Genomic DNA, 21,044 nt, shown 5'->3' on the forward strand with positions numbered 1-21,044 from the left:
GGCCACAGACAACGGGTGGCGCGGGACTCCAATCCCGTTGACCCAAGTGTTGTTTACGCTTGCCGGCCGGCGTCGCTCTTTCCTTGTTGAGCGGCGTCAGCTGGCAATCCGTCCGTGCCTCTTTGGCGGGCGGTGCGTGGAGGGCCTCGTGCCCACCGGCGCTTTCACACTTGGTCACCGGTATTGGAGCCACGCATCGTCCGCCACCCCCGCCGCTGCGCGTGGGTGGCCCTTGCCTGCCGCACAAGGATGCCGCCATGTCCGCTTCCACCTACCCGTACCTGTTCGCCACGCTGGGTGACGCCGCCAACCAGCTGCCGGCGCCCATCGCCCGCGCACTGGAAACCACGCTCGCCGCGACACAGGCGACGCCCACCACCGACGGCCCCACGCTGCAGGCGTGCCTGCAGCGGATCCGCCAGGTCGACGCCGCCGACGGCCAGCCGTGGCCGGGCAAGGGGCGTTCGCCGGGGCAGCGCATGGCGCTGGCGCGCATCGACCGCGCCACCGCCGGGCTGATCTTCCTGCTGGAACTGCTGCATGCCAGCGAACGCGTGCGCGTGGACGGCAACGACGCACAGCCGCTGGGCGATCACGCGCGCGAGCGCCTGCTGCTGGCCTGCCGTGGCCTGTCGGAATACGTGGAGGTACAGCTGCCGGCGGCGTGAGGCGGTGGCGTGCGCGCGGGCTGCGCCGGGGGCGGCAACTACCCGTAGCCGCCATGCACCGGGTTATGGCTGCGCACGGCCATCACCAGGCCGAAGCCGGCCAGCAGCGAAACCGCCGAGGTACCGCCATAACTGATCAGCGGCATCGGTACGCCCACCACCGGCAGCAGGCCGGAAATCATTCCGCCGTTCACCAGCACGTAGACGAAGAACGCGAGCCCGGTGGCGCCGGCCAGCAGGCGCGAATAGGAATCGCGCGACTGGCTGGCGATCCACAGGCAGCGCCCGATCACCACCAGATACAGCGCCAGCACGACCGCCACACCCATCCAGCCGAATTCCTCGCTGAGCACGGAGAATGCGAAGTCGGTGGTCTGCTCGGGAATGAAATTCAGGTGCGACTGCGAGCCTTCGCCCCAGCCCTTGCCATCGAAGCCGCCCGAACCAATGGCGATCTTCGACTGGATGATGTTCCAGCCCGCACCCAGCGCGTCCATTTCCGGGTCCAGGAACATCATGATGCGATCCTTCTGGTACGGCCGCAGCAGCCAGAACCAGGCCACCGGTGCGACCGCCGCCACGCCCCCCACGCCCAGCCCCACCCACCACCACGGCAGGCCGGCCAGCAGCAGCACGAACACACCACTGGCCGCGATCAGCACGCCGGTACCGAAGTCCGGCTGCAGCATCACCAGGCCGGTGGGCACGCCGATGATGACCATCGACACCAGCACCGTGTTGATGCGTGGCGGCAGCGGCATCCTGTGCAGGTACCAGGCCACCATCATCGGCAGACTGACCTTCAGCAGCTCGGCCGGCTGCAGGTAGAAGAACTTCAGGTCCAGCCACTGCCGGCCGTACTTGCCGGTGCCCAGCACGAACACCGCCAGCAGCGGGAGCATCGAGATGGCGTAGATCAGCGGCGTGGCCGAACGGATGCGCAGGATCGGCACCCGCGAGATGCCCCACAGCGCGGCCAGGCCCACGGCGAAGCGCACGCCCTGCGCCATCACCAGGCTGTCGCCACCGGCGCTCTTCAACGTGGCCAGGCCGATCACCATCAGCGCCCCCAGGGCCAGGCACAGCACCCAGTCCAGGCTGCTGAAGAAGCGCTGCAGCATGTCGCCGGCCCAACGCAGGAACACTTTCATCGGGCGGTCTCCGCTGCAGTGGGGCGCGGCGTGGCCGGCAGCGCGGCGGCCGCCGGAGGCGCCGGCGCGGGTGCCGGCGCCGGTGCCGGTGCCGGCATGCCGACCAGCACCGGGTGTTCGCCCAGCTGGGCGGCTGCGGCGTCGCCGGCCTGGCGTGCGCCGACATCCTCGTTGTCGAAGGCGGTGGCGCCGATGGCGGTGGTGCCACGCTCGCTGTCCAGCGGCTGCATGCCCTCCGGCATCTTGCCCAGCAGGTAGGCGTCGAACACCTTGCGCGCGATCGGCGCAGCCGCGGCACCGCCGTAGCCGCCGCCTTCGACCGCGATCGCGATGGCGATCACCGGCTGTTCGACCGGCGCAAAGCCGACGAACAGCGCGCGGTGGCGCAGGTGCATCGGCAGGCTCTTCGGGTTCACGGCGGCCGTACCCTTGCGGCTGACAACCTGCGCGGTACCGGTCTTGCCGGCCATCGTGTAGGGCGCACCCGCCGCCATGCGTGCCGCGCTGCCCCCGGGCAACATGGTGGCCATCATGCCTTCGCGTACCGCCTGCACGTTGTTCGGGTTGGGGCTGACCGGCTTGCTGGCGCCCGGCTCGCTGGCGGCCCATTCGTGATCGAAGCCGGCGCGCTGCTGGATGACCAGGTGTGGCGTACGCAGCTGGCCGTCGGCCAGCGCGCTGACGCCGCGCGCCAGCTGCAGCGGCGTTACCTTCCAGTCACCCTGGCCGATGCTGATGTTGACCGTGTCGCCGGGGTACCAGGCTTCCTTGCGGCTCTTGCGCTTGTAGGCCGGCGACGGCAGGATGCCGCCGATTTCACCGGTCAGGTCGATGCCGGTCGGCTGGCCGAAGCCGTAGTACTCCATGTAGTGGTCGAAGCGCTCGATGCCCAGATCCAGCGCCAGCTTGTAGTAGTAGGTATTGACCGACTGCGCGATCGACTTGCGCAGGTCGGTCCAGCCATGGCCGCCGCGGTGCGAGTCGCCCCAGCCGCGCGACGTGCCGGGCAGGTAGAACATGCCGGTGGACAGCACCTTGTCCTCCGGCCGGCGCACGCCCGCATCCAGGCCGGCCAGCGCGATCAGCGGCTTCAGCGTGGAACCGGGCGCAACGCCGCCCAGCACCAGGCGGTTGAACTGCGGGCGCGAGGGGTTGTCATTCAACGCCTTGAAATCGGCGTGCGAAATGCCGTTGACGAACAGGTTCGGGTCGTACGACGGCAGGCTGACCATGGCCAGCACTTCGCCGGTGCGCGGATCCATGGCCACCGCCGAGCCTTCCTGCTCGCCGAAGGCGGCCACCATCGCCCGCTGCAGGTCGGCATCGATCGACAGCCGCAGGTCGGTGCCGGACTGCGCCGCCACGCGGCCGATGGTGCGGATCGCACGCCCCTGCACGTTGGTCTCCACCTGCTCGTAGCCGACCTTGCCGCGCAGCTGCTGCTCGTAATAGCGCTCCAGGCCGGACTTGCCGATGTGGGTAAGCGCGGCATTGCCCTCGCCCAGGATCTCCAGGTCCTTGTCATCGACGCGGCCGACGTAGCCGATGATGTGCGCGAACAGGTCGCCATAGGGATAGCGACGGGTCAGGTACGGCTCCAGCTCGACGCCGGGGAAGCGCCAGCGGTCCACGGCGAAGCGTGCCATTTCCTCATCGCTCATGCGCAGCTTGAGGGTGACCGGCAGGAACTTGCGGCGCGCCTTGCGCGACTTGTTGAACGCTTCGCGCTCTTCCGGGCTGATCTGGATGATCTTCGCCAACCCATCCAGGGTGGCGTCCATGTCCTTGACCTTGTCCGGGGTGATGTCCAGGCGGAACGCCGGCACGTTCTCGGCCAGCAGGCGGCCGTTGCGGTCGTAGATCATGCCGCGCCCCGGCACCACCGGCCGCGGCTTGATGCGGTTGGCTTCCGAGCGGGTGGCGTAGATGTCGTGGTCCAGCACCTGCAGCTTGAAGTACCAGCCGCCCAGGCCCAGCAGGCAGACCAGCACGCCGAGGAAGCCCAGCGCGGCGCGGCGCCGGAACTGCTCGGCCTCGGCGTGCGGATTCTTGACCTGGCGGCGCGGGATCATGGCTCAGCGCCCGCGCTTGCCGAAGCGCACCGCATCCAGCAGCACGAACACCAGCGGCCACAGGCCCATGCCCAGCAGCGGTGCCCACCAGTACGACCAGGGCAACGTCGGCTCGTCCACCACGATGTGCACCAGCGCGCTGACGATGCGGTCGTTGAACAGCAGGCCGCCAATGGCCAGCATCTGCTGCGACATCGGGAAGAAGCGGATGCGCGCGCGGAAGCGCTGCAGGATGAAGGCCAGCATCACCAGCCGCAGCGCCTGCTCGCCGAGCACCCCGCCGTACAGCAGATCGGCGACCACGCCGCTGGCGAAGGCGATGCCCAGGCCGACCCGCTCGGGCGTTTCGATGACCCAGTACGCCAGCACCAGCGCCAGCCAGTACGGGCGCAGCGGCTGCAGCAACGCCGGCAGCGGCAGCAGGCCCAGCAGCAGCGCCACCACCAGGCTGGCCGGCAGCACCCAACGGTTGTCGCGCAGGCGGCTCATCGCTGGACCTCCGGCTGCGGCTGGGTGGGTTGCGGTTGCAGTCCAGCGGCCGGCACTACCGTAGAGCCGGCTGGAGTGGAGCCCCCTTGTTGTTGAAGGGGGCGCGCCGACGGCGCGGGGGTAAGGGGGGATGCGGGGGCCGGTTGCGCCGAAGGTGCAGTCGGCGGCAATTCGCCCGCCGCAGGCAAGCGAATTGCCGCCCCCGGGCGCAGCAGCAGCACGTCGCGGCCGCGGTCGAGCTGGGCGGCCGGCTTCAGTTCGCCGACCAGGAAGGCGTGGGTGTCATCCGGGCGAAGGCCGGTGATGGTGCCGACCGGGAAGCCGGCCGGGAAGCGGCCACCGAGGCCGGAGGTGACGATCTCGTCGCCGACTTCCACGCCGGCGCTGAGCGGGATGTCGCGCAGCTCCAGCGTGTCGCCGCGGCCGTAGACGATCAGGCGCACGCCGTTGCGGGCCACGGTCACCGGCACCGCGTGGTCGGGGTCGGTCAGCAGCAGCACGGTGGAACTGCCACCGGTCACGCTGATCACCTGCCCCATCAGGCCACCGGCATCGATCACCGCCTGGCCGAGGTGCACGCCCTCGCGGCTGCCGGCATCCAGCACCAGACGCTGTTTCACCGGGTCCAGGTCGATATCCAGGATCGGCGCCAGCTGTACGTCCAGGCCACTGCGCTCGGCCACGTTCAGCAGCTCGCGCAGCTGGGCGTTGTCCAGCGCGGCGGTCTGCAGGCGGGTGAGGCGGGCGTTGGCCAGCAGCAGCTGGTTGCGCAGTTCGCGGTTTTCACTCACCAGCTGCGAATGGCTGGCGGCCGAATCCTTGACCTGGCTGCCGAGCTTGCCGGGCAGCCCGGCCAGGGCCCAGACCGGCTGCACCAGGCTGTTGGCCTGCTCGCGCAGGCGCGCCAGCCAGCCGGCCTGGTCATCCAGCACGATCAGGGTGATGGCCAACGCCAGGTAGGCCAGCAGCCGCAACGGGCTGGCGGCATCACCGGATCGGGAAGCGACGGGAGGTCCGGCGTAGGGCGGCACGGCAGCGATTCAACTGGCAGAAGGCGGAAGGGAAACACGCGGGCGCCCCGCCGGTGCCGACCCGCCAGTGGGGCGGGCCGCACCCCGGAGGGGCGCTGCGGGCAGGAACGGCCGGGACGGCTTATTCCGGCGCAAAGAACTCGTTGCCGTGCATGTCGACCAGTTCCAGGGCACGACCGCCACCGCGGGCCACGCAGGTCAGCGGGTCGTCGGCCACCTGCACGTGCAGGCCGGTTTCCTCGGAAATCAGGCGATCCAGGTCGCGCAGCAGCGCGCCGCCACCGGTCAGCACGATGCCGCGCTCGGCAACGTCGGCGCACAGTTCCGGCGGGGTCTGTTCCAGCGCCAGCTTGACCGCACTGACGATGCCCGACAGCGGCTCGTGCAGGGCTTCGAGCACTTCGTTGGAGCTGATCTTGATCATCTTCGGCACGCCCTCGGCGAGGTTGCGGCCGGAGATCTCCATCTCGATCACCTCCGCCTGCGGGTAGGCGCAGCCCAGTTCGACCTTGATGCGTTCGGCGGTGGCTTCACCGATCAGCATGCCGTGGTTGCGGCGCACGTAGTTGGTGATCGATTCGTCGAAGCGGTCGCCGCCGATGCGGACCGAGGCCGAGTAGACGATGCCGTTGAGCGAGATCACCGCCACTTCGGTGGTGCCGCCGCCGATGTCGATGACCATCGAACCCCGCGCTTCGGTGACCGGCATGCCGGCGCCGATCGCGGCAGCCATCGGCTCTTCGATCAGGAACACGTCACGGGCACCGGCTTCCTCGGCCGATTCCTTGATGGCGCGGCGCTCGACCTGGGTCGAACCGGCCGGCACGCAGACCAGCACGCGCGGGCTCGGGCGCAGCACGCGCGACTTGTGCACCTTCTTGATGAAGTGCTTGAGCATCGCCTCGGTATAGGTGAAGTCGGCGATGACGCCGTCCTTCATCGGGCGGATGGTGGTGATATGGCCCGGGGTACGGCCCAGCATCTGCTTGGCCTCGGCGCCGACGGCTGCCACCGAGCGGGTACCCCCGATGGCGCGATCCTGGCGCACTGCCACCACCGACGGCTCGTTCAGCACGATTCCCTGCCCGCGCACGTAGATGAGGGTATTGGCCGTGCCCAGGTCGATGGACAGGTCATTGGAGAACATGCCACGGAGTTTCTTGAACATCTGAGGAAGGAGTCCTGAGGGGTGTCGTGCCCGCCGCGGGATGGCGAAAAAATGGGCAGAAATCGAGGCCGACAAGCCTAGCAACCCGCCTGCCGCCGAGCAAGGAAAAATCCAGCTGAACCCGCGCCTTCACAGGCTTTCGGCCTGATCGGGCATCACCCGGTTCTGGCCCTGAGCGGCACCAGCGGGTAACCTTTGCGCCGTCGGGCGCCCATGGGCGCCGTTTGCTTGCCTGCCGAAGCAGGCCGGCCCACCCCAAAATTCACCGCATAGGCTTACATCGATGTCCGCTCTGATCTGTGGTTCTCTTGCCTTCGACACCATCATGGTGTTCCCGGACCAGTTCAAGAATCACATCCTGCCGGACAAGGTGCACATCCTGAACGTGTCGTTCCTGGTGCCGCGCATGCGCCGCGAGTTCGGAGGCTGCGCCGGCAACATCGCCTACAACCTGCACCTGCTGGGCGGCGAGCCGATCCCGATGGGCACGGTGGGTTCGGACTTCGGCCCCTACCGCGAGCACTTCGACGCGCTGGGCATCGACCTGAGCCGTGTGCGGGTGATCGACGAGCTGTTCACCCCGCAGGCGTTCATCACCACCGACCACGACAACAACCAGATCACCGCCTTCCACCCGGGCGCGATGATGCGTTCCTATGAAAACCACGTGCGCGACGTGCCCGGCGTGAGCCTGGGCCTGGTCGGCCCGGACGGCCGCGAAGGCATGATCCAGAACGCGCTGGAGTTCCACGAAGACGGCGTGCCGTTCATTTTCGACCCCGGCCAGGCCATGCCGCTGTTCAACGGCCCGGAGCTGCGCCAGTTCATCGAGCAGGCCGACTACGTGGTGGTCAACGACTACGAGTCGAACCTGCTGCAGGAACGCACCGGCTGGAACGAAAAGGAGATCGTGAGCCGGGTCAAGGCCTACATCACCACCCGTGGCCCGAAGGGCGCGGTGATCCACACCCCGGAAAAGAGCTATGACATCCCGCCGGCGCACGAGCGCCGCGTGGTCGATCCGACCGGCTGCGGCGATGCCTTCCGCGCTGGCCTGATCTACGGCATCCAGAAGGGCTTCGACTGGCTGACCATCGGCCGCATGGGCAACCTGATGGGCGCGCTGAAGGTCGAGCACCCGGGCACCCAGAACCAGCGCTTCACCTTCGACGAGTTCAACGAGCAGTTCAAGCAGCAGTTCGGTTACGCGCTCAGCGTGTAACCACATTGCCCGCGCATCAACGCAAACGGTAGCGCCGGTTCAATGCTGCCGCGCGGCGCGCTCGCCGGGCATGGCCCGGCGCTACCGGTTCTGCTGCCAGGCGGCCAACAGGGCGCGGCAATCGGCGAAATGCCAGTCCGCGCGGCCCGGCCACGGGTTATCCGGCAGGTTGACCAGCACGGTACGCGCACCGGCGGCACGGCCGCAGTCCAGGTCGTAGGCGTGGTCGCCCACCATCACCGCCTCCGCCGCCGCAATGCCCCAATGCCGCAGGTGCTGCTGCAATCCATCCGGTGAGGGCTTGGGTACCGCTTCATCGCGGCCGATGATGCCGGCATCGTCGAACAGGTCACCGACCCCGATCGCCTGCAGCGTCAGCTTCGCCAGCGCGTGGTCGTTGCGGGTCAGGATGCCGAGCCGGCAACCGGCCGCCGCCAGCGCGCGCAGCAGCGCCACTGCCCCAGGCGCCGCCACGGCGTCTTCGGCCAGGCCACGCTCATGGTCCAGCAGCCAGGCGTGCTTCGGTGCAGCCTCGGCCGCCGGCAGGTCGGTCAGGTGCGCCAGGATGTCCACGCTGGCGGGAATGCCCAGCTCGCGCTTGATGCGGGCGAAGTCGTGCACGGCCACGGTCAGCGTACCGTCCATGTCGAACACCCAGTGGCGGACCGCCGACAATGCCGGGGCGGTCGCCGCCATCGGCTCGATCACCGCCACCACGCCGGCAGGCGGCTGGCGTCCACGCCGCCGGTCTCGAATACTGCCGTGCGGGTGCCACCGGCCTTGACCGGGAACTCGATGCTGATCGACTTGCCCTTCGCCGCCAGCTTCCACAGCGCCTTCTGATCGGTGATGAACAGGGCGATGGCCTCGTCGGTCTTGGGGCGCCAGGCCGCCATCGAAATCGGCTTGCCGTCGTCCACGGTCACCTTCAGCGTGCACTGCGGGCAGCGGAAATCGCCGGCCTGCAGCACCAGGTAGGCATGCCGCTTCCATTCGGGGTGGTCGCGGAACACCAGCTGCACCGGCTTGGCGCCGCTGCCATCGACATCCACGCGCTCCTTGCTGTAGATCGACGCCGAGCGCTGCACGCCCTTGCTGCCGACCGGAATCTCGTTGTACTGCCACAGCGCCTGCATGCGGCGCAGGTCGCGCGCGGCATCGGCCTTGCTCTTGACCTCGTCGAAGCCGGTGGCAATGCGCTCGGCCGCGGCGGTGCCCTTGTACTGGTCGAGCAGCACGCTGCCGTGCAGGCGGGCCTTCTCCCATTCCTGGGCGGCCACGGCGGTGTCGTACTGCCTGGCCACGTCCTCGGCCTTGGCTTCCTTCTGCGCCTGCACGGCGGCAGCGGCGGCTTCCTGCGCCTTGCGCTCCTCCTCGGGGTTGCTGCAGGCAGCCAGCGCGAGGGTGCAGGCGGTGAGCAGGATCAGTCGTTTCATGGCAGAGGTCCTTCGTGTTTTCGCATGTCTGTAGAGTCGAGCCATGCTCGACTGCTGTTGAAGCGCCAGTCGAGCATGGCCCGACTCTACAAAAAAAAGCGCCGGGGGATGCCCGGCGCTTTCTCTTACTTGGCTTCGGCCTTGGACAGCATGTCCTGCACCGAGGCGGTGGTGATCGGGTGGTAGCCCGGCTTGGCCTTCTCGAAGGCCTGCTTGGCCAGCTCCAGCCCCTTCGGGGTCTTCACCATTTCCGCGTAGATCGGCAGGATCAGCTTGCGACGGCCGACACGTTCGATGAAGGCACTGGCCGCTTCATTGGCCTGCTCGTAGCCGCTGCGCAGGGTGAGCGGGTACCAGCGCATGGCGATCTCGCCGTTCGGGGTGCCGGTGAAGTGGAACGCCTTGTCCAGCGTGGCCAGCTTGTCCAGCGGCTGGGTGGCACCCAGGCCGTCGATGAAGCGGACCCATTCCTGCGTGCTCCAGTCGGCGATGACCTGGCTGCTGGGCACGGTGCCGGCGCTGGCAAAGGCGATACGCGCGGTATCGACGCTGCTGAAGTTGCGCGACTGCGCCTTGGCCGCGAACGCCGGAATGCCCGGCTCGTCCAGCCATGCCTTCAGTTCGGCCTCGGTGACCGCCGACGGATTCTTCGGCAGCAGGTTCTTCTTCAGGTACGCGACGAACTGGTCGGTATTCGCGCTCTGGAACGCGTGGTCATCGAACCAGCCGCGCAGGAACGGATCGAAGGTCTCGCGGCCGAAGCGCTGTTCCAGGAACTCCAGGAACCACGAACCCTTGACGTAGGCGACCTGGCTGAGGGCTTCGTCGGGGTCGCGCTCGTTCAGCGGCGGCAGTGCCAGCGCCTGGTCGGCCGGGCTCATGTCCTTCACTTCGGCCAGCAGATCGGTCTGGTCGATCTGCTTCTCCATCTCGGCCATCTCCTTGCCGTACAGGGCTTCGGTGATGCGGCCCTGGACGTAGGTGGTGAAGCCTTCGTTGAGCCAGATGTCCTTCCAGCTGGCGTTGGTCACCAGGTTGCCCGACCAGCTGTGCGCCAGCTCATGGGCCACCAGCGAGACCAGCGACTTGTCGCCGACGATCACGGTCGGGGTGGCGAAGGTCAGGCGCGGATTCTCCATGCCGCCGAACGGGAACGACGGCGGCAGCACCAGCATGTCGTAGCGGCCCCAGCGGTATTCGCCGTACAGCTTCTCGGCGGCACCGATCATCTTCTCGGTGTCTTCGAATTCCTTGGCGGCCTTGTTGACCATGGTCGGCTCGGCCCAGACGCCGGAACGGCCGGAAATCGGTTCGAACACCAGGTCGCCGGCGGCGATGGCCAGCAGGTAGGACGGAATCGGCTGCGGCATCTTGAAGGTGTAGTCGCCGTCACGCGCGGCCTTCGGGTCGTTGTCGGCGCTCATCAGCACCATCACGTCCGGGCGCGAGACCACGTGCGCGCTGTAGGTGAAGCGCACGCTCGGGGTGTCCTGCAGCGGCACCCACGAACGGGCGTGGATGGCCTGCGACTGGCTGAACATGAAGGGCAGCGTCTTGCCCTCGGTCATCGACGGCGCCAGCCACTGCAGGCCCGAGGCGGTCGGTGCGGTGTGGTAGGTCACCTCGACCTTGGCCGGCTGCGCCGGGGTCTCGATGGTCAGCTTGCTGCCGAACACCTTGTCGGCGGCAGCCAGTTCGAACTTCAGCGGGCTGCGCGCGCCGTCGGCGCCGACGGCCTCGACCTTGGACACGGTCAGCTCGCGGGTGTCGAGCACCAGCTGTTTGGCGTCCTTCTGCTTCCATTCCAGGGTGTAGGTGGCGGTACCGCCGATCTGCTTCTGGTCGAAGTCCAGCTTCAGGTCCAGCGCGATGTCCTTGATGACGACCTTGTCCGGCTCGGCGTACGAGCTTTCGTCGTGGCTGCGGTTCTCGGCGTTCACGGGGGCGGCGGGGGCCTTTTCGGCAGTCGGGGCGGCGGCGGGCGCGGCCGCCTCCTGGGAGCAGCCGGCGGCCAGGGCCACGGCCAGCGGAAGGAGCATCAGCGGATTACGCATGAATCGGGACCGTTACGGGGATCAAACCCCAATGGTACCTCCCTCCGGCCCCGCAGGCGTTGCGCGATGCGGGGTAAGGATTCGCCGGGCATGGCCCGGCGCTACCGGAAGCGGCCAGGTCGCGCCGGGCCATGCCCGGCTGCCTCCTGGCTTACAGCTTGTAGCCGGAGTGGATCGAAACGATGCCGCCGGTCAGGTTCTTGTAGTGGCAGCGCTCGAAACCGGCCTGCCCCATCATCGCCTTCAGCTCTTCCTGCGGCGGGTGCTTGCGGATGCTTTCGGCCAGGTACTGGTAGCTGTCCGAATCGTTGGCGAACAGCTTGCCCAGCTTCGGCAGGATCTTGAACGAGTGGAAGTCGTAGATCGGCTTGAACCAGTCGGCGGTGACTTCGGAGAATTCCAGCACGCGGGCCTGGCCGCCCACCTTCAGCACGCGGTACATCTCGCGCAGGCCGGCGTCCTTGTCGGTCACGTTGCGCAGGCCGAAGGCGATGGTCACCAGGTCGAAGCTGTTGTCCGGGAACGGCAGGGCCTCGGCGTTGCACTGCACGTAATCCAGGCCGAGCACCAGGCCGCGGTTGGTCAGGCGGTCACGGCCGACCGACAGCATGCCGGCGTTGATGTCGCCCAGCACCACCGAGCCCTCGGCGCCGACACGCTCCTTCAGCAGCGCGGCGATGTCGCCGGTGCCGCCCGCCAGGTCGAGCACGCGGTCGCCCGGCTTCACCTGCGCGGTCGCCACGTAATAGCGCTTCCACGCCCGGTGCACGCCCAGGCTCATCAGGTCGTTCATCAGGTCGTAGTTGCGCGCGACCGAGGTGAACACCTGCCCGACCAGCTTCTGCTTGTCCTTGGCGGCAACGTCGCGGAACCCGAAATGGGTGGTACCGGCTTTGTAGGGGGATTCGCTCATGGCCCCGATTATCGCACCGCCGGGGGCCAGCGGCACCCCCTGCCCGTATCATGGCGGACCACGACTTACCGGAGCCCCGCATGATCACCACGCCCGACTACCAGGCCCTGCTGCAGACCGCCATCGCCGAAGCCCGCCAGGGCCTTGCCGAAGGCGGCGTGCCGATCGGCGCGGCCCTGTACCACAACGACGGCCGCCTGCTCGGCTGCGGCCACAACCGCCGCGTGCAGGAAGGCGACCCGTCGGTGCACGGCGAGACCGATGCGTTCCGCAAGGCCGGCCGCCAGCGCCGTTACCAGGACACCATCATGGTCACCACCCTGGCACCCTGCTGGTACTGCTCGGGCCTGGTGCGCCAGTTCAACATCGGCACCGTGGTGGTCGGCGAGTCGCGCACGTTCCAGGGCGGCATCGACTGGCTGCGCGGGAACGGCGTCAACGTGATCGACCTGGACAGCCAGGAATGCGTGGACCTGCTGGGCGGCTTCATTGCGCAGCATCCGGAAATCTGGAACGAAGACATCGGCGAATGAACGGCGCGCAGTGATGCCGCGACGGGCTTGATGAATGCTTCAGCGCCCGAATTCACTAGTGCTGGCAGGCTCTTCGCTGTTTGGTGTGCGCTGGCGCACAGTCAGCAACATGAGCTGCACACGCGGTACTAACATGCTGCACACGCCAGAGGCCTAGGGTGGTTGCACCGGGACCCCCTATCCCGGTGGAGCCCTACCATGAGTGCGCACGCCGCACGACCCCAACCCGATCCGGCCCTGACCGCGATCCGGGACCGCCTGCAGCAGCAGTACACGCTGCACCACCGCACCGCTCCCTTCTGGACCGCCTACCAGAGCCTGCAGCAGGAGCTGGTACGCGCCCACCCGCGCGACCGCACGCGACTGTGCAATGCCATGGCCGAGCTGGCCGAAGAACTGGGCGCGGTCGAACATGCACAGCGTGTCGGCAATACCGACACCGGCTCTACATCTCGCTGACGCGGCATCCACCGCCGTCGGGGCCACACTGTGATGGGCCCCCACTCCCCTCCACTCCAACCGATTGGAATGTCATGCACGCTGAAGTCCCTGCCATCCCCCCTGTCATCAACGTCGACGCGGAACTGGATTACTGGCGCCGCCAGCACGCCGACGGGGCGCTGGCGCATACCTCGTTCGGCACCTACGTGCCGTGGGTGAAGTTCGCCTGCGATTCGCTGATCACCCAACCGCGCGCCAGCAATGCGCAGCGTGACGAGCTGTTCCAGACCCAGTACGCACTGCAGATCATGCCGCGGCTGAGCGAAGCGCAGGCCCGTGAATTCGTCGAACGCTGCTGGCAGCACCTGTACCTGGCCAGCCCGGTGCCGATCCAGGAAGCGCCGCGCCTGCGCGCCTGATCCATCGCTGCACACGGCTCCTGCACGCTGCCGCGCCGATCATCGTCGGCACTTTCCTGGAACGATGACGATGAGCGCACGGAACCTGTTCAATACGATCGCCAAGAAGGCCGCGGCTGCCACCGGATCGCCGTGGACCTTCCTGGCCGCAGTGGCGATCGTCGTGGTGTGGGGCATCAGCGGGCCGATCTTCAAGTTCAACGACACCTGGCAGCTGGTGATCAACACCGGCACCACCATCATCACCTTCCTGATGGTGTTCCTGATCCAGCACACGCAGAACGCCGACACCGCGGCGATGCAGATCAAGCTGGACGAGCTGATCCGGGCCACGGCCGAAGCCAACAACGAGCTGCTGGACCTGGAAGAGCTGGACGAGGCGCGGCTGGAAGAGATCCGTGCCGAGTACGAACAGATGGCACGCGAAGCCGGCGATGCGCTGGCCCGCGTGCGTGCCTGCCACGGCCTGCGCCGGGATGATGAAGCGGTGTAACGCCTGCCCGCCCCGCATGACCGGCGGGCACGATTGCGCGGCCTGCGTCAGGCAGATTGAACATCGGATCGGAGAGCCGCCGGGCATGGCCCGGCGCTACCGGAGGGTGAGCGTGAGGTAGCGCCGGGCCATGCCCGGCGAGCGCGTGGACCGGAAGATGCCCACATGAACCAACGGCGGACGCCGATGGAAGCAAGCGCATGCCATCGCGCAGGCTGCCTCCATGTCCAGCCGCCATCTACAGCGTGGTCGCATTTCCCGTATCGACGGCTGCTACGTGCTGACCACCGTTGTACAACGCCGACGCCGCGTGTTTGACGATCCACGCTGTGCGGCCTGTCTCGTGGACGCACTGCGGGTGGTCGAATCCATGGGCCTCAGCCACTCCTTTGCCTGGGTCGTGATGCCGGACCACCTGCATTGGCTGGTGCAGCTGCGTAGCGGTTCCCTCGCGCGACTGATGGGGACACTCAAGTCACGCAGCAGCAGGCTGCTGGGGCAGCAGTTCGGGATCGAGACGCCGCTGTGGCAGCCGAGCTACTTCGACCATGCCGTGCGCCACGAGGATGCGCTGAGACGCCACGCGCGTTACATCCTCGGCAATCCCATCCGGGCTGGACTGGCAACCCAGCTGGACGAGTATCCATTTGCGTGGTGTCGCTGGCCCCAGCGGTAATGCCGGAGGAACAACGCGCGGTAGCGCCGGGCCATGCCCGGCGAGCGCGAAGCGCGGCCTGCGTCAGGCGGGTTGCACATCGGAACGGAGAGCCGCCGGGCATGGCCCGGCGCTACCGGAGGGCGTCTTGATGGCGCAACAACCGGAGGGACAGCGCAGGGTAGCGCCGGGCCATGCCCGGCGAGCGCAACGCGCGGCCTGCGTCAGGCGGGTTGAACATCGGAACGGAGAGCCGCCGGGCATGGCCCGGCGCTACCGGAGGGCGTCTTGATGGCGCGACGCGCGGCCTTCGTCGGGCGGGCTGCACATCGGATCGGAACGCCGCCGGGCATGGCCCGGCGCTACCGTGCGGGACTTATCCGCGCTCGTGCCAGCCGCCGCCGAGCACCTTGTACAGGGTGATCCGGTTGGACTGCTGCGCCAGCTGCGCCTGCAGCTGGGTCTGCTGTGCGCTGTAGGCGGTGCGCCGTGCGTCGAGCAGCGTGACGAAGCTGTCCAGGCCGGCGTCGTAGCGCGCCTGCGACAGGCGATTGGCCTGCTCGGCGGCATCGACCAGACGCTGCTGCGAGGCGACCTGCTCGTCCAGGCTGACGTTCAATGCCAGCGCATCGGCCGTTTCGCGGAAGCCGCTCTGGATCGCTTTCTCGTACTGCGCCAGTGCGATATCACGGTCGGCATTGGCGACCGCCAGGTTGGCGCGCAGCTTGCCGCCCTGGAAGATCGGCAGGGTGATGGTGGGCAGGAAGCTCCACACCCGCGTGCCGCTGTCGAACAGGCCCGACAGCTCACCCGAACTGCTGCCGACACTGCCGGTCAGGCGGATGCTGGGGAAGAACGCTGCGCGCGCCGCGCCGATGTTGGCGTTGGCGGCCAGCAGCTGGTGCTCGGCAGCCATGATGTCCGGACGCTGCAGCAGCACGTCGCTGGGCAGGCCCGCCGGCGGCGGTGCCAGGGCCTGCAGCTGCGGTGCCAGGGTGTCCGGCAGCAGCGATGGGTCGATCTGGCCACCGGCCAGCAGGGCCAGCGCATTGCGGTCCTGCGCCAGCTGCCCGCGCAGGCGCGCGGCGTCCGTGCGTGCGGTTTCGACCAGGGTGCGGGTCTGGCTCAGTTCCAGCCCCGAGCTGCCGCCACGTTCATGGCGGGCCTCGGCCAACCGCAACGAGTCCTCGTAGCTTTTCAGGGTGGCTTCGGAGATGGCCAGCTGCTGTTGATCGGCGCCGTAGGTCAGCCACGCGGTGGCGGTCTCGGCCACCAGGCTCAGCTGCGCGTTGCGGCGATTGGCGGCCACGGCGAAGTACTGCTGCAGCGCGGCCTCGCTGAGATTGCGGACGCGACCGAACAGGTCCAGTTCGAACTCGGCGACACCCACGCCGGCAGTGAACTGCTCGGTCACCGGCACGTCGCCACCGCGGCGATCCATCTGCCCGGTGAGGGCCACGCCCGGAACGCGGTCGGCGCGCTGCACGCGGTACTGGCCGCGTGCCTTCTCCACATTGAGCACGGCCACGCGCAGGTCGCGGTTGTGGTCGAGCGCCTGGCCGATCACCTGCTGCAGGCGCGGATCGGTGAAGAAGTCGCGCCAGCCGACGGCGGCGGCGTCGGCCACCTCACCCTGCGCGGCTTCGGCTGGCCACTGCGCGGGAATGGCCGGCGCAACGGCGGTGTCCTTTGGCACCAGGGTGGAGCAGCCGGCCAGCGCGAGCGCGGCGGCGATGGACAGAGCGATGGAATGAAGCTTCATGGCAATACCTTCGGATTCACGGTGGCAGTGCCGGGCATGGCCCGGCCACTGCGTGGTGAGGCATCCGCCGGGCATGGCCCGGCGCTACCGGTTTTCATTACTCGGCGGTCCTGCGCTTGAACACGCGCTGCACCACCACGAAGAACAGCGGCACGAAGAACACGCCCAGCACGGTGCCGACGATCATGCCGCCGAGCACACCGGTGCCGATCGCCTGCTTGGCGCCGGAACCGGCGCCGGTGGAGATCGCCAGCGGCAGCACGCCCATGCCGAACGCCAGCGAGGTCATGATGATCGGGCGCAGGCGGTCACGAACCGCGTGCATCGTCGCTTCGATCAGCCCCGCGCCCTTCTCCAGGTGCTCCTTGGCGAACTCCACGATCAGGATCGCGTTCTTGCTGGTCAGGCCCACCGTGGTCAGCATCGCCACCTGGAAGTAGATGTCGCGCTCCATGCCACGGAAGGTATTGGCCAGCACCGCACCGAGGATGCCCAGCGGCGCCACCAGCAGCACCGAGGTCGGCACGCTCCAGCTTTCATACAGGGCCGCAAGGCACAGGAACACGATCATCAGCGACAGCGTGTACAGCAGCGGCGTCTGCGAACCGGCCTGGCGCTCCTGGTAGGACATCGCCGTCCACTCGACGTCGAAGCCCGCCGGCAGCTGCTTGGCCAGCTGCTCGATCTCGGCCATCGCATCGCCCGAGGCCACACCCGGCGCCGGCTCACCCTGGATCTCGGTGGCCGATACGCCGTTGTAGCGTTCCAGGCGCGGCGAGCCGTAGTCCCAGCGCTTGCTGGCGAAGGCGCTGAACGGCACCATCTCGCCCTTGTCGTTCTTCACCGACCAGAGATCGAAGTCCTCCGGCACCATGCGGAACGCCTGGTCGGCCTGCACGAACACCCGCTTGACCCGGCCGCGATCGACGAAGTCGTCGATGTACGAGCTGCCCCATGCGGTGGCCAGGGTGGTGTTGATCTGGTCGATCGACAGCCCCAGCGAGGTTGCCTTGGCCACATCGATATCGATGCGGAACTGCGGCGTGTCTTCCTGACCGTTCGGGCGCACGTTGGCCAGCTTGCTGCTCTGGGCCGCCAGGCCCAGCAGCTGGTTGCGCGCGGCCACCAGCGCTTCGTGGCCCTGGCCGCTGTTGTCCTTCAGGAAGAAGGTGTAGCCCGAGGCGGTGCCCAGTTCCGGAATGGCCGGCGGCGGGAAGGCAAAGATGAAGGCATCCTTGATCTGCCCCAGCGCGGCCATCGCGCGGCCGGTGATCGGCATCACGCCGTTGTCGGCATCGCGGTCCTTCCAGTCCTTCAGCTTGACGAAGGCCATGCCCGCGTTCTGGCCCATGCCGGCGAAGCTGAAGCCCTGCACCGAGAACACCGACTCGACCGCGTCCTTCTCGTTCTCCATGAAGTGCTTTTCAAGCGCGGCGATCGATTCCAGCGTGCGCTCCTGGGTGGCACCGACCGGGGCCTGCACCAGCGCCATCAGCACGCCCTGGTCTTCATTGGGCAGGAACGAGCTGGGCAGGCGCACGAACAGCACGCCCATCAGCACGAACAGCGCCGCGACGATGCCCATGAACCGCCACGGGCGGTGCAGGATGCCGCGCACGCCGCGCTGGTAGCTTTCGCTGGTGCGGTCGAAGCCGCGGTTGAAGCCGTTGAAGAATCGGCCCGACCAGCCCTTGTGGGCCACGTGGTGCTCGCCCTTCTTCAGCGGCTTGAGCATGGTGGCGCACAGCGCCGGGGTCAGCACGATGGCCACCAGCACCGACAACGCCATCGCCGAAACGATCGTGGCCGAGAACTGCCGGTAGATCACACCGGTGGAGCCGCTCATGAACGCCATCGGCACGAACACCGCCGACAGCACCAGGCCGATGCCGACCAGCGCGCCGGTGATCTGCCCCATCGACTTGCGGGTGGCTTCCAGCGGCGACAGGCCCTCTTCGGACATGATGCGCTCGACGTTCTCCACCACCACGATGGCATCGTCCACCAGCAGGCCGATGGCCAGCACCATCGCGAACATGGTCAGCATGTTCACCGAGAAGCCCAGCACCGACAGCACGCCGAAGGTGCCCAGCAGCACCACCGGCACGGCGATGGTCGGGATCAGCGTGGCGCGGAAGTTCTGCAGGAACAGGTACATCACCACGAACACCAGCACGATCGCTTCCAGCAGGGTCTGCACCACGCCCTTGATCGACACGCGCACGAACGGGGTGGTGTCGTACGGGATCTCGGCCTTCAGACCGGCCGGGAAGAAGCCTTCCAGTTCCTTCAGCGTTGCATCGACACCGGCGGCGGTATCCAGCGCGTTGGCGCCGGTGGCCAGGGTGACCGCCAGGCCGCTGGCCGGCTGGCCGTTGTAGCGGGTGACGAAGTCGTAGGACTCGGCGCCCAGTTCGACGCGGGCGACATCGCCCAGGCGCAGTTCGGCACCATCCTGCGCACCGCGCACGATGATGTTGCGGAACTGCTCCGGGGTCTGCAGGCGCGACTGCGCGTTGATGGTGGCGTTGAGCTGCTGGCCCTTGACCGACGGCGCACCGCCCAGCTGGCCGATGGCCACCTGCGCGTTCTGGGCCTTGATCGCGGCGGTCACTTCCGGCACCGACAGGCCATAGGTGTGCAGCTTGTTGGGGTCCAGCCAGATGCGCATGGCGTACTTGCCGCCGAACACCTGGATGTTGCCCACGCCGGGCACGCGGCTCAGGCGGTCGACGACGTTGGAACCCACATAGTCGGCGATGTCGTTGGCATCCATGCTGCCGTCTTCGGACACGAAGGCGACCACGTTGAGGAAGCCCGAACTGGACTTGGCCACATTGATGCCCTGCCGCTGCACTTCCTGCGGCAGCAGCGGCATCGCCAGCTGCAGCTTGTTCTGCACCTGCACCTGGGCGATGTCCGGGTTGGTGCCGCTCTCGAAGGTCAGGGTGATGGTGGCCTGGCCATTGGACGAGCTGTTGGAGGAGAAGTAGATCAGGCCATCCAGGCCCTTCATGTTCTGCTCGATGATCTGCGTCACCGAGTCCTCGACCACCTTGGCCGACGCACCCGGATAGCTGGCGCTGATTTCCACCGCCGGCGGTGCGACGTTGGGGTACATCGAGATCGGCAGCTTGAACAGGGCCAGGCCGCCGGCGAGCATGATGATGATCGCGATGACCCACGCAAAGATGGGGCGATCGATGAAGAAACGTGCCATGGGGTTCTCCGCTTACTTCGCGCCTGCGGCCGGGGCTGCAGGTTGGGCGGCGGCCGGCTTGGCCGGGGCGGCGCCCTGTTCGGTGGCGTTGACCGGCATGCCCGGGCCGATCTTCTGCAGGCCCTCGACGATGACCTTGTCACCGGCCTTCAGGCCATCCTCGACCAGCCACTTGTCGCCGACGGTGCGGCTGACCTTGACCGGGCGCACCTCGACCTTGTTGTCCTTGCCGACCACCATGGCGCTGGTATCGCCCTTGGCATCACGGGCGATGCCCTGCATCGGCACCAGCACCGCATCGCTGCGCACGCCACCGCCGATCACCGCGCGCACATACATGCCCGGCATCAGCAGGCCATCGGGATTGTCGACCTTCACCCGCAGCGCGAAGCTGCCGGTGGCCGGATCGACGCTGACTTCGGAGAACTCCAGCGTGCCCTTGTGGGCGAATTCGCTGCCGTCTTCCATCAGGATGCTGACCGGGGTCTGCTGGTTGTCCTGCAGGCGGCCGGCGGCCAGTTCGCGGCGCAGCTGCAGCAGTTCGGCCGAGGACTGGGTGAGGTCGACGTAGATCGGGTCCAGCTGCTGCACCGTCGCCAGCGCGGTGGCCTGGCCGGCGCTGACCAGCGCACCCTGGGTGACGCTGGACTTGCCGATGCGGCCGCTGATCGGCGCGGTGATGCGCGCATAGCCGAGGGTGACGTTGGCCGCATCCAGCGATGCCTTGGCGGCACCGACGTCTGCTTCGGCCTGCTTCTGTGCAGCGACCGCGTTTTCCAGATCCTGCTGGCTGACCGCATCGACCCTGGCCAGCTCGGTGATGCGCTTAGCGCTCAGGCGGGCCGCGTTGGCAGTGGCCTCGGCACGGGCCAGCTGGGCACGGGCACTGTTGGCCTGGGCGCGATAGCTGGCGTCCTCGATCTGGTACAGCGGCTCGCCGGCCTTGACCATGGCGCCTTCGGTGAACAGCCGCTTGGCGACGATGCCATTGACCTGCGGGCGCACTTCGGCCACCAGGAACGCATTGGTGCGGCCCGGCAGTTCGCGGGTCAGCCCCACCGTCTCGGACTTCAGCGTGACCACGCTGACCTGGCCGGGCCCCTGCTCGGGGGTCTGGGGTTCACCGCCACAGGCGGCCACGGTCGCGGCGATCGCCAACGACAGCGCAAAGGGTCGGATTCGGCTCAGCAACATGACGGAAAGGCTCTTGAAGGAAAGGGTCTCAGCCGGCGCTGATACGGCGGCCCTCCTCCAGCAGAGGCAGGACCGTGCGAGCAACGCCCACCCGGCGGGGCGCAGGGGCCTGGGCGGCCGGCC

19 protein-coding genes are annotated in these 21,044 nt (G+C 67.9%); 7 read left to right on the plus strand and 12 right to left on the minus strand.

From position 1 onward, the window contains the following. Nucleotides 1-257: 257 nt before the first annotated feature. The gene (locus Q5Z10_RS18370; protein WP_303636793.1) at nucleotides 258-668 is read left to right on the plus strand and encodes a hypothetical protein; all 411 of its coding nucleotides are present in this window, start codon (nucleotides 258-260) and stop codon (nucleotides 666-668) included. Nucleotides 669-706: 38 nt separating this feature from the next. Here the strand turns inward: Q5Z10_RS18370 and rodA are convergent, their stop codons facing one another. The 5 genes from rodA to Q5Z10_RS18395 all read right to left on the minus strand — a co-directional run bounded on the left by rodA (nucleotide 707) and on the right by Q5Z10_RS18395 (nucleotide 6,579). Then, nucleotides 707-1,819, minus strand: a complete 1,113-nt coding sequence (rodA, locus tag Q5Z10_RS18375) for a rod shape-determining protein RodA (protein WP_303636794.1) — start codon at nucleotides 1,817-1,819, stop codon at nucleotides 707-709. After that, nucleotides 1,816-3,891 (minus strand): penicillin-binding protein 2, encoded by a 2,076-nt coding sequence (gene mrdA / locus Q5Z10_RS18380; protein WP_303636795.1) that lies wholly within the window; start codon nucleotides 3,889-3,891, stop codon nucleotides 1,816-1,818. The genes rodA and mrdA overlap by 4 nt, the downstream gene beginning before the upstream one ends. A 3-nt stretch (nucleotides 3,892-3,894) precedes the next feature. Further along, entirely contained in the window at nucleotides 3,895-4,380 is a 486-nt protein-coding gene (gene mreD / locus Q5Z10_RS18385) for a rod shape-determining protein MreD (RefSeq protein ID WP_303636796.1), read from the minus strand. After that, nucleotides 4,377-5,411: a rod shape-determining protein MreC gene (mreC, locus tag Q5Z10_RS18390; protein WP_303636797.1), complete on the minus strand. Its 1,035-nt coding sequence runs from the start codon at nucleotides 5,409-5,411 to the stop codon at nucleotides 4,377-4,379. Before mreC ends, mreD begins: the two co-directional genes overlap by 4 nt. A gap of 121 nt (nucleotides 5,412-5,532) precedes the next feature. Further along, nucleotides 5,533-6,579, minus strand: coding sequence for a rod shape-determining protein (locus tag Q5Z10_RS18395; RefSeq protein WP_005419402.1), 1,047 nt, complete (start codon nucleotides 6,577-6,579; stop codon nucleotides 5,533-5,535). A 283-nt stretch (nucleotides 6,580-6,862) separates the two neighbouring features. Between Q5Z10_RS18395 and Q5Z10_RS18400 the strand changes: the two genes are divergently transcribed. Continuing rightward, complete coding sequence (locus Q5Z10_RS18400; protein ID WP_303636798.1) at nucleotides 6,863-7,801, plus strand: carbohydrate kinase family protein; 939 nt, start codon at nucleotides 6,863-6,865, stop codon at nucleotides 7,799-7,801. Nucleotides 7,802-7,882: 81 nt separating this feature from the next. On the opposite strand, the gene Q5Z10_RS18405 is transcribed toward Q5Z10_RS18400, so the two are convergent. From Q5Z10_RS18405 to ubiE, 4 genes are all read right to left on the minus strand, one after another. Next, nucleotides 7,883-8,497, minus strand: coding sequence for an HAD family hydrolase (locus Q5Z10_RS18405; RefSeq protein ID WP_303636799.1), 615 nt, complete (start codon nucleotides 8,495-8,497; stop codon nucleotides 7,883-7,885). A gap of 8 nt (nucleotides 8,498-8,505) precedes the next feature. Next, the gene (locus Q5Z10_RS18410; RefSeq protein WP_303636800.1) at nucleotides 8,506-9,237 is read right to left on the minus strand and encodes a hypothetical protein; all 732 of its coding nucleotides are present in this window, start codon (nucleotides 9,235-9,237) and stop codon (nucleotides 8,506-8,508) included. Between the two features lie 125 nt (nucleotides 9,238-9,362). Next, nucleotides 9,363-11,291 (minus strand): M1 family metallopeptidase, encoded by a 1,929-nt coding sequence (locus tag Q5Z10_RS18415; RefSeq protein WP_303636801.1) that lies wholly within the window; start codon nucleotides 11,289-11,291, stop codon nucleotides 9,363-9,365. A gap of 151 nt (nucleotides 11,292-11,442) precedes the next feature. Continuing rightward, on the minus strand, nucleotides 11,443-12,204 hold the full coding sequence (gene ubiE, locus Q5Z10_RS18420) for a bifunctional demethylmenaquinone methyltransferase/2-methoxy-6-polyprenyl-1,4-benzoquinol methylase UbiE (RefSeq protein ID WP_154264453.1): 762 nt from the start codon (nucleotides 12,202-12,204) through the stop codon (nucleotides 11,443-11,445). A gap of 80 nt (nucleotides 12,205-12,284) precedes the next feature. Here ubiE and Q5Z10_RS18425 point away from each other — a divergent pair, with 80 nt between their 5' ends. The 5 genes from Q5Z10_RS18425 (at nucleotide 12,285) to Q5Z10_RS18445 (ending at nucleotide 14,766) form a co-directional block, all read left to right on the plus strand. Further along, a complete protein-coding gene (locus Q5Z10_RS18425; protein ID WP_107231974.1) occupies nucleotides 12,285-12,737 on the plus strand; it encodes a nucleoside deaminase in 453 nt (150 codons plus the stop codon). 198 nt (nucleotides 12,738-12,935) lie between these two features. Continuing rightward, on the plus strand, nucleotides 12,936-13,196 hold the full coding sequence (locus Q5Z10_RS18430) for a cyclin family protein (RefSeq protein ID WP_303636802.1): 261 nt from the start codon (nucleotides 12,936-12,938) through the stop codon (nucleotides 13,194-13,196). 74 nt (nucleotides 13,197-13,270) lie between these two features. Then, a complete protein-coding gene (locus tag Q5Z10_RS18435; RefSeq protein WP_303636803.1) occupies nucleotides 13,271-13,597 on the plus strand; it encodes a hypothetical protein in 327 nt (108 codons plus the stop codon). Nucleotides 13,598-13,667: 70 nt separating this feature from the next. Beyond that, nucleotides 13,668-14,090: a low affinity iron permease family protein gene (locus Q5Z10_RS18440; RefSeq protein WP_303636804.1), complete on the plus strand. Its 423-nt coding sequence runs from the start codon at nucleotides 13,668-13,670 to the stop codon at nucleotides 14,088-14,090. A gap of 223 nt (nucleotides 14,091-14,313) precedes the next feature. Then, nucleotides 14,314-14,766, plus strand: coding sequence for an REP-associated tyrosine transposase (locus Q5Z10_RS18445; RefSeq protein ID WP_303636805.1), 453 nt, complete (start codon nucleotides 14,314-14,316; stop codon nucleotides 14,764-14,766). Nucleotides 14,767-15,121: 355 nt separating this feature from the next. On the opposite strand, the gene smeF is transcribed toward Q5Z10_RS18445, so the two are convergent. From smeF to smeD, 3 genes are all read right to left on the minus strand, one after another. Further along, nucleotides 15,122-16,507, minus strand: coding sequence for a multidrug efflux RND transporter outer membrane subunit SmeF (smeF, locus tag Q5Z10_RS18450; protein ID WP_303636806.1), 1,386 nt, complete (start codon nucleotides 16,505-16,507; stop codon nucleotides 15,122-15,124). 97 nt (nucleotides 16,508-16,604) lie between these two features. After that, the gene (gene smeE, locus Q5Z10_RS18455) at nucleotides 16,605-19,727 is read right to left on the minus strand and encodes a multidrug efflux RND transporter permease subunit SmeE (RefSeq protein ID WP_303636807.1); all 3,123 of its coding nucleotides are present in this window, start codon (nucleotides 19,725-19,727) and stop codon (nucleotides 16,605-16,607) included. Nucleotides 19,728-19,739: 12 nt separating this feature from the next. After that, complete coding sequence (smeD, locus tag Q5Z10_RS18460) at nucleotides 19,740-20,921, minus strand: multidrug efflux RND transporter periplasmic adaptor subunit SmeD (RefSeq protein WP_303636808.1); 1,182 nt, start codon at nucleotides 20,919-20,921, stop codon at nucleotides 19,740-19,742. Nucleotides 20,922-21,044 lie beyond the last annotated feature (123 nt).

It is taken from the genome of Stenotrophomonas sp. 704A1, assembly GCF_030549525.1.
GTDB lineage: Bacteria > Pseudomonadota > Gammaproteobacteria > Xanthomonadales > Xanthomonadaceae > Stenotrophomonas > Stenotrophomonas tuberculopleuritidis.

Bases quoted from the DNA above. Each gene is read 5' to 3' on its own strand.
- Q5Z10_RS18440 (WP_303636804.1), top strand. From the start codon at position 13,668: ATGAGCGCACGGAACCTGTTCAATACGATCGCCAAGAAGGCCGCGGCT.
- Q5Z10_RS18445 (WP_303636805.1), top strand. From the start codon at position 14,314: ATGTCCAGCCGCCATCTACAGCGTGGTCGCATTTCCCGTATCGACGGC.
- Q5Z10_RS18430 (WP_303636802.1), top strand. From the start codon at position 12,936: ATGAGTGCGCACGCCGCACGACCCCAACCCGATCCGGCCCTGACCGCG.
- Q5Z10_RS18400 (WP_303636798.1), top strand. From the start codon at position 6,863: ATGTCCGCTCTGATCTGTGGTTCTCTTGCCTTCGACACCATCATGGTG.
- Q5Z10_RS18395 (WP_005419402.1), bottom strand. From the start codon at position 6,579: ATGTTCAAGAAACTCCGTGGCATGTTCTCCAATGACCTGTCCATCGAC.
- smeE (WP_303636807.1), bottom strand. From the start codon at position 19,727: ATGGCACGTTTCTTCATCGATCGCCCCATCTTTGCGTGGGTCATCGCG.
- Q5Z10_RS18415 (WP_303636801.1), bottom strand. From the start codon at position 11,291: ATGCGTAATCCGCTGATGCTCCTTCCGCTGGCCGTGGCCCTGGCCGCC.
- Q5Z10_RS18435 (WP_303636803.1), top strand. From the start codon at position 13,271: ATGCACGCTGAAGTCCCTGCCATCCCCCCTGTCATCAACGTCGACGCG.
- rodA (WP_303636794.1), bottom strand. From the start codon at position 1,819: ATGAAAGTGTTCCTGCGTTGGGCCGGCGACATGCTGCAGCGCTTCTTC.
- smeD (WP_303636808.1), bottom strand. From the start codon at position 20,921: ATGTTGCTGAGCCGAATCCGACCCTTTGCGCTGTCGTTGGCGATCGCC.
- smeF (WP_303636806.1), bottom strand. From the start codon at position 16,507: ATGAAGCTTCATTCCATCGCTCTGTCCATCGCCGCCGCGCTCGCGCTG.
- mreD (WP_303636796.1), bottom strand. From the start codon at position 4,380: ATGAGCCGCCTGCGCGACAACCGTTGGGTGCTGCCGGCCAGCCTGGTG.
- Q5Z10_RS18370 (WP_303636793.1), top strand. From the start codon at position 258: ATGTCCGCTTCCACCTACCCGTACCTGTTCGCCACGCTGGGTGACGCC.
- Q5Z10_RS18405 (WP_303636799.1), bottom strand. From the start codon at position 8,497: ATGGCGGCGACCGCCCCGGCATTGTCGGCGGTCCGCCACTGGGTGTTC.
- Q5Z10_RS18425 (WP_107231974.1), top strand. From the start codon at position 12,285: ATGATCACCACGCCCGACTACCAGGCCCTGCTGCAGACCGCCATCGCC.
- ubiE (WP_154264453.1), bottom strand. From the start codon at position 12,204: ATGAGCGAATCCCCCTACAAAGCCGGTACCACCCATTTCGGGTTCCGC.
- mrdA (WP_303636795.1), bottom strand. From the start codon at position 3,891: ATGATCCCGCGCCGCCAGGTCAAGAATCCGCACGCCGAGGCCGAGCAG.
- Q5Z10_RS18410 (WP_303636800.1), bottom strand. From the start codon at position 9,237: ATGAAACGACTGATCCTGCTCACCGCCTGCACCCTCGCGCTGGCTGCC.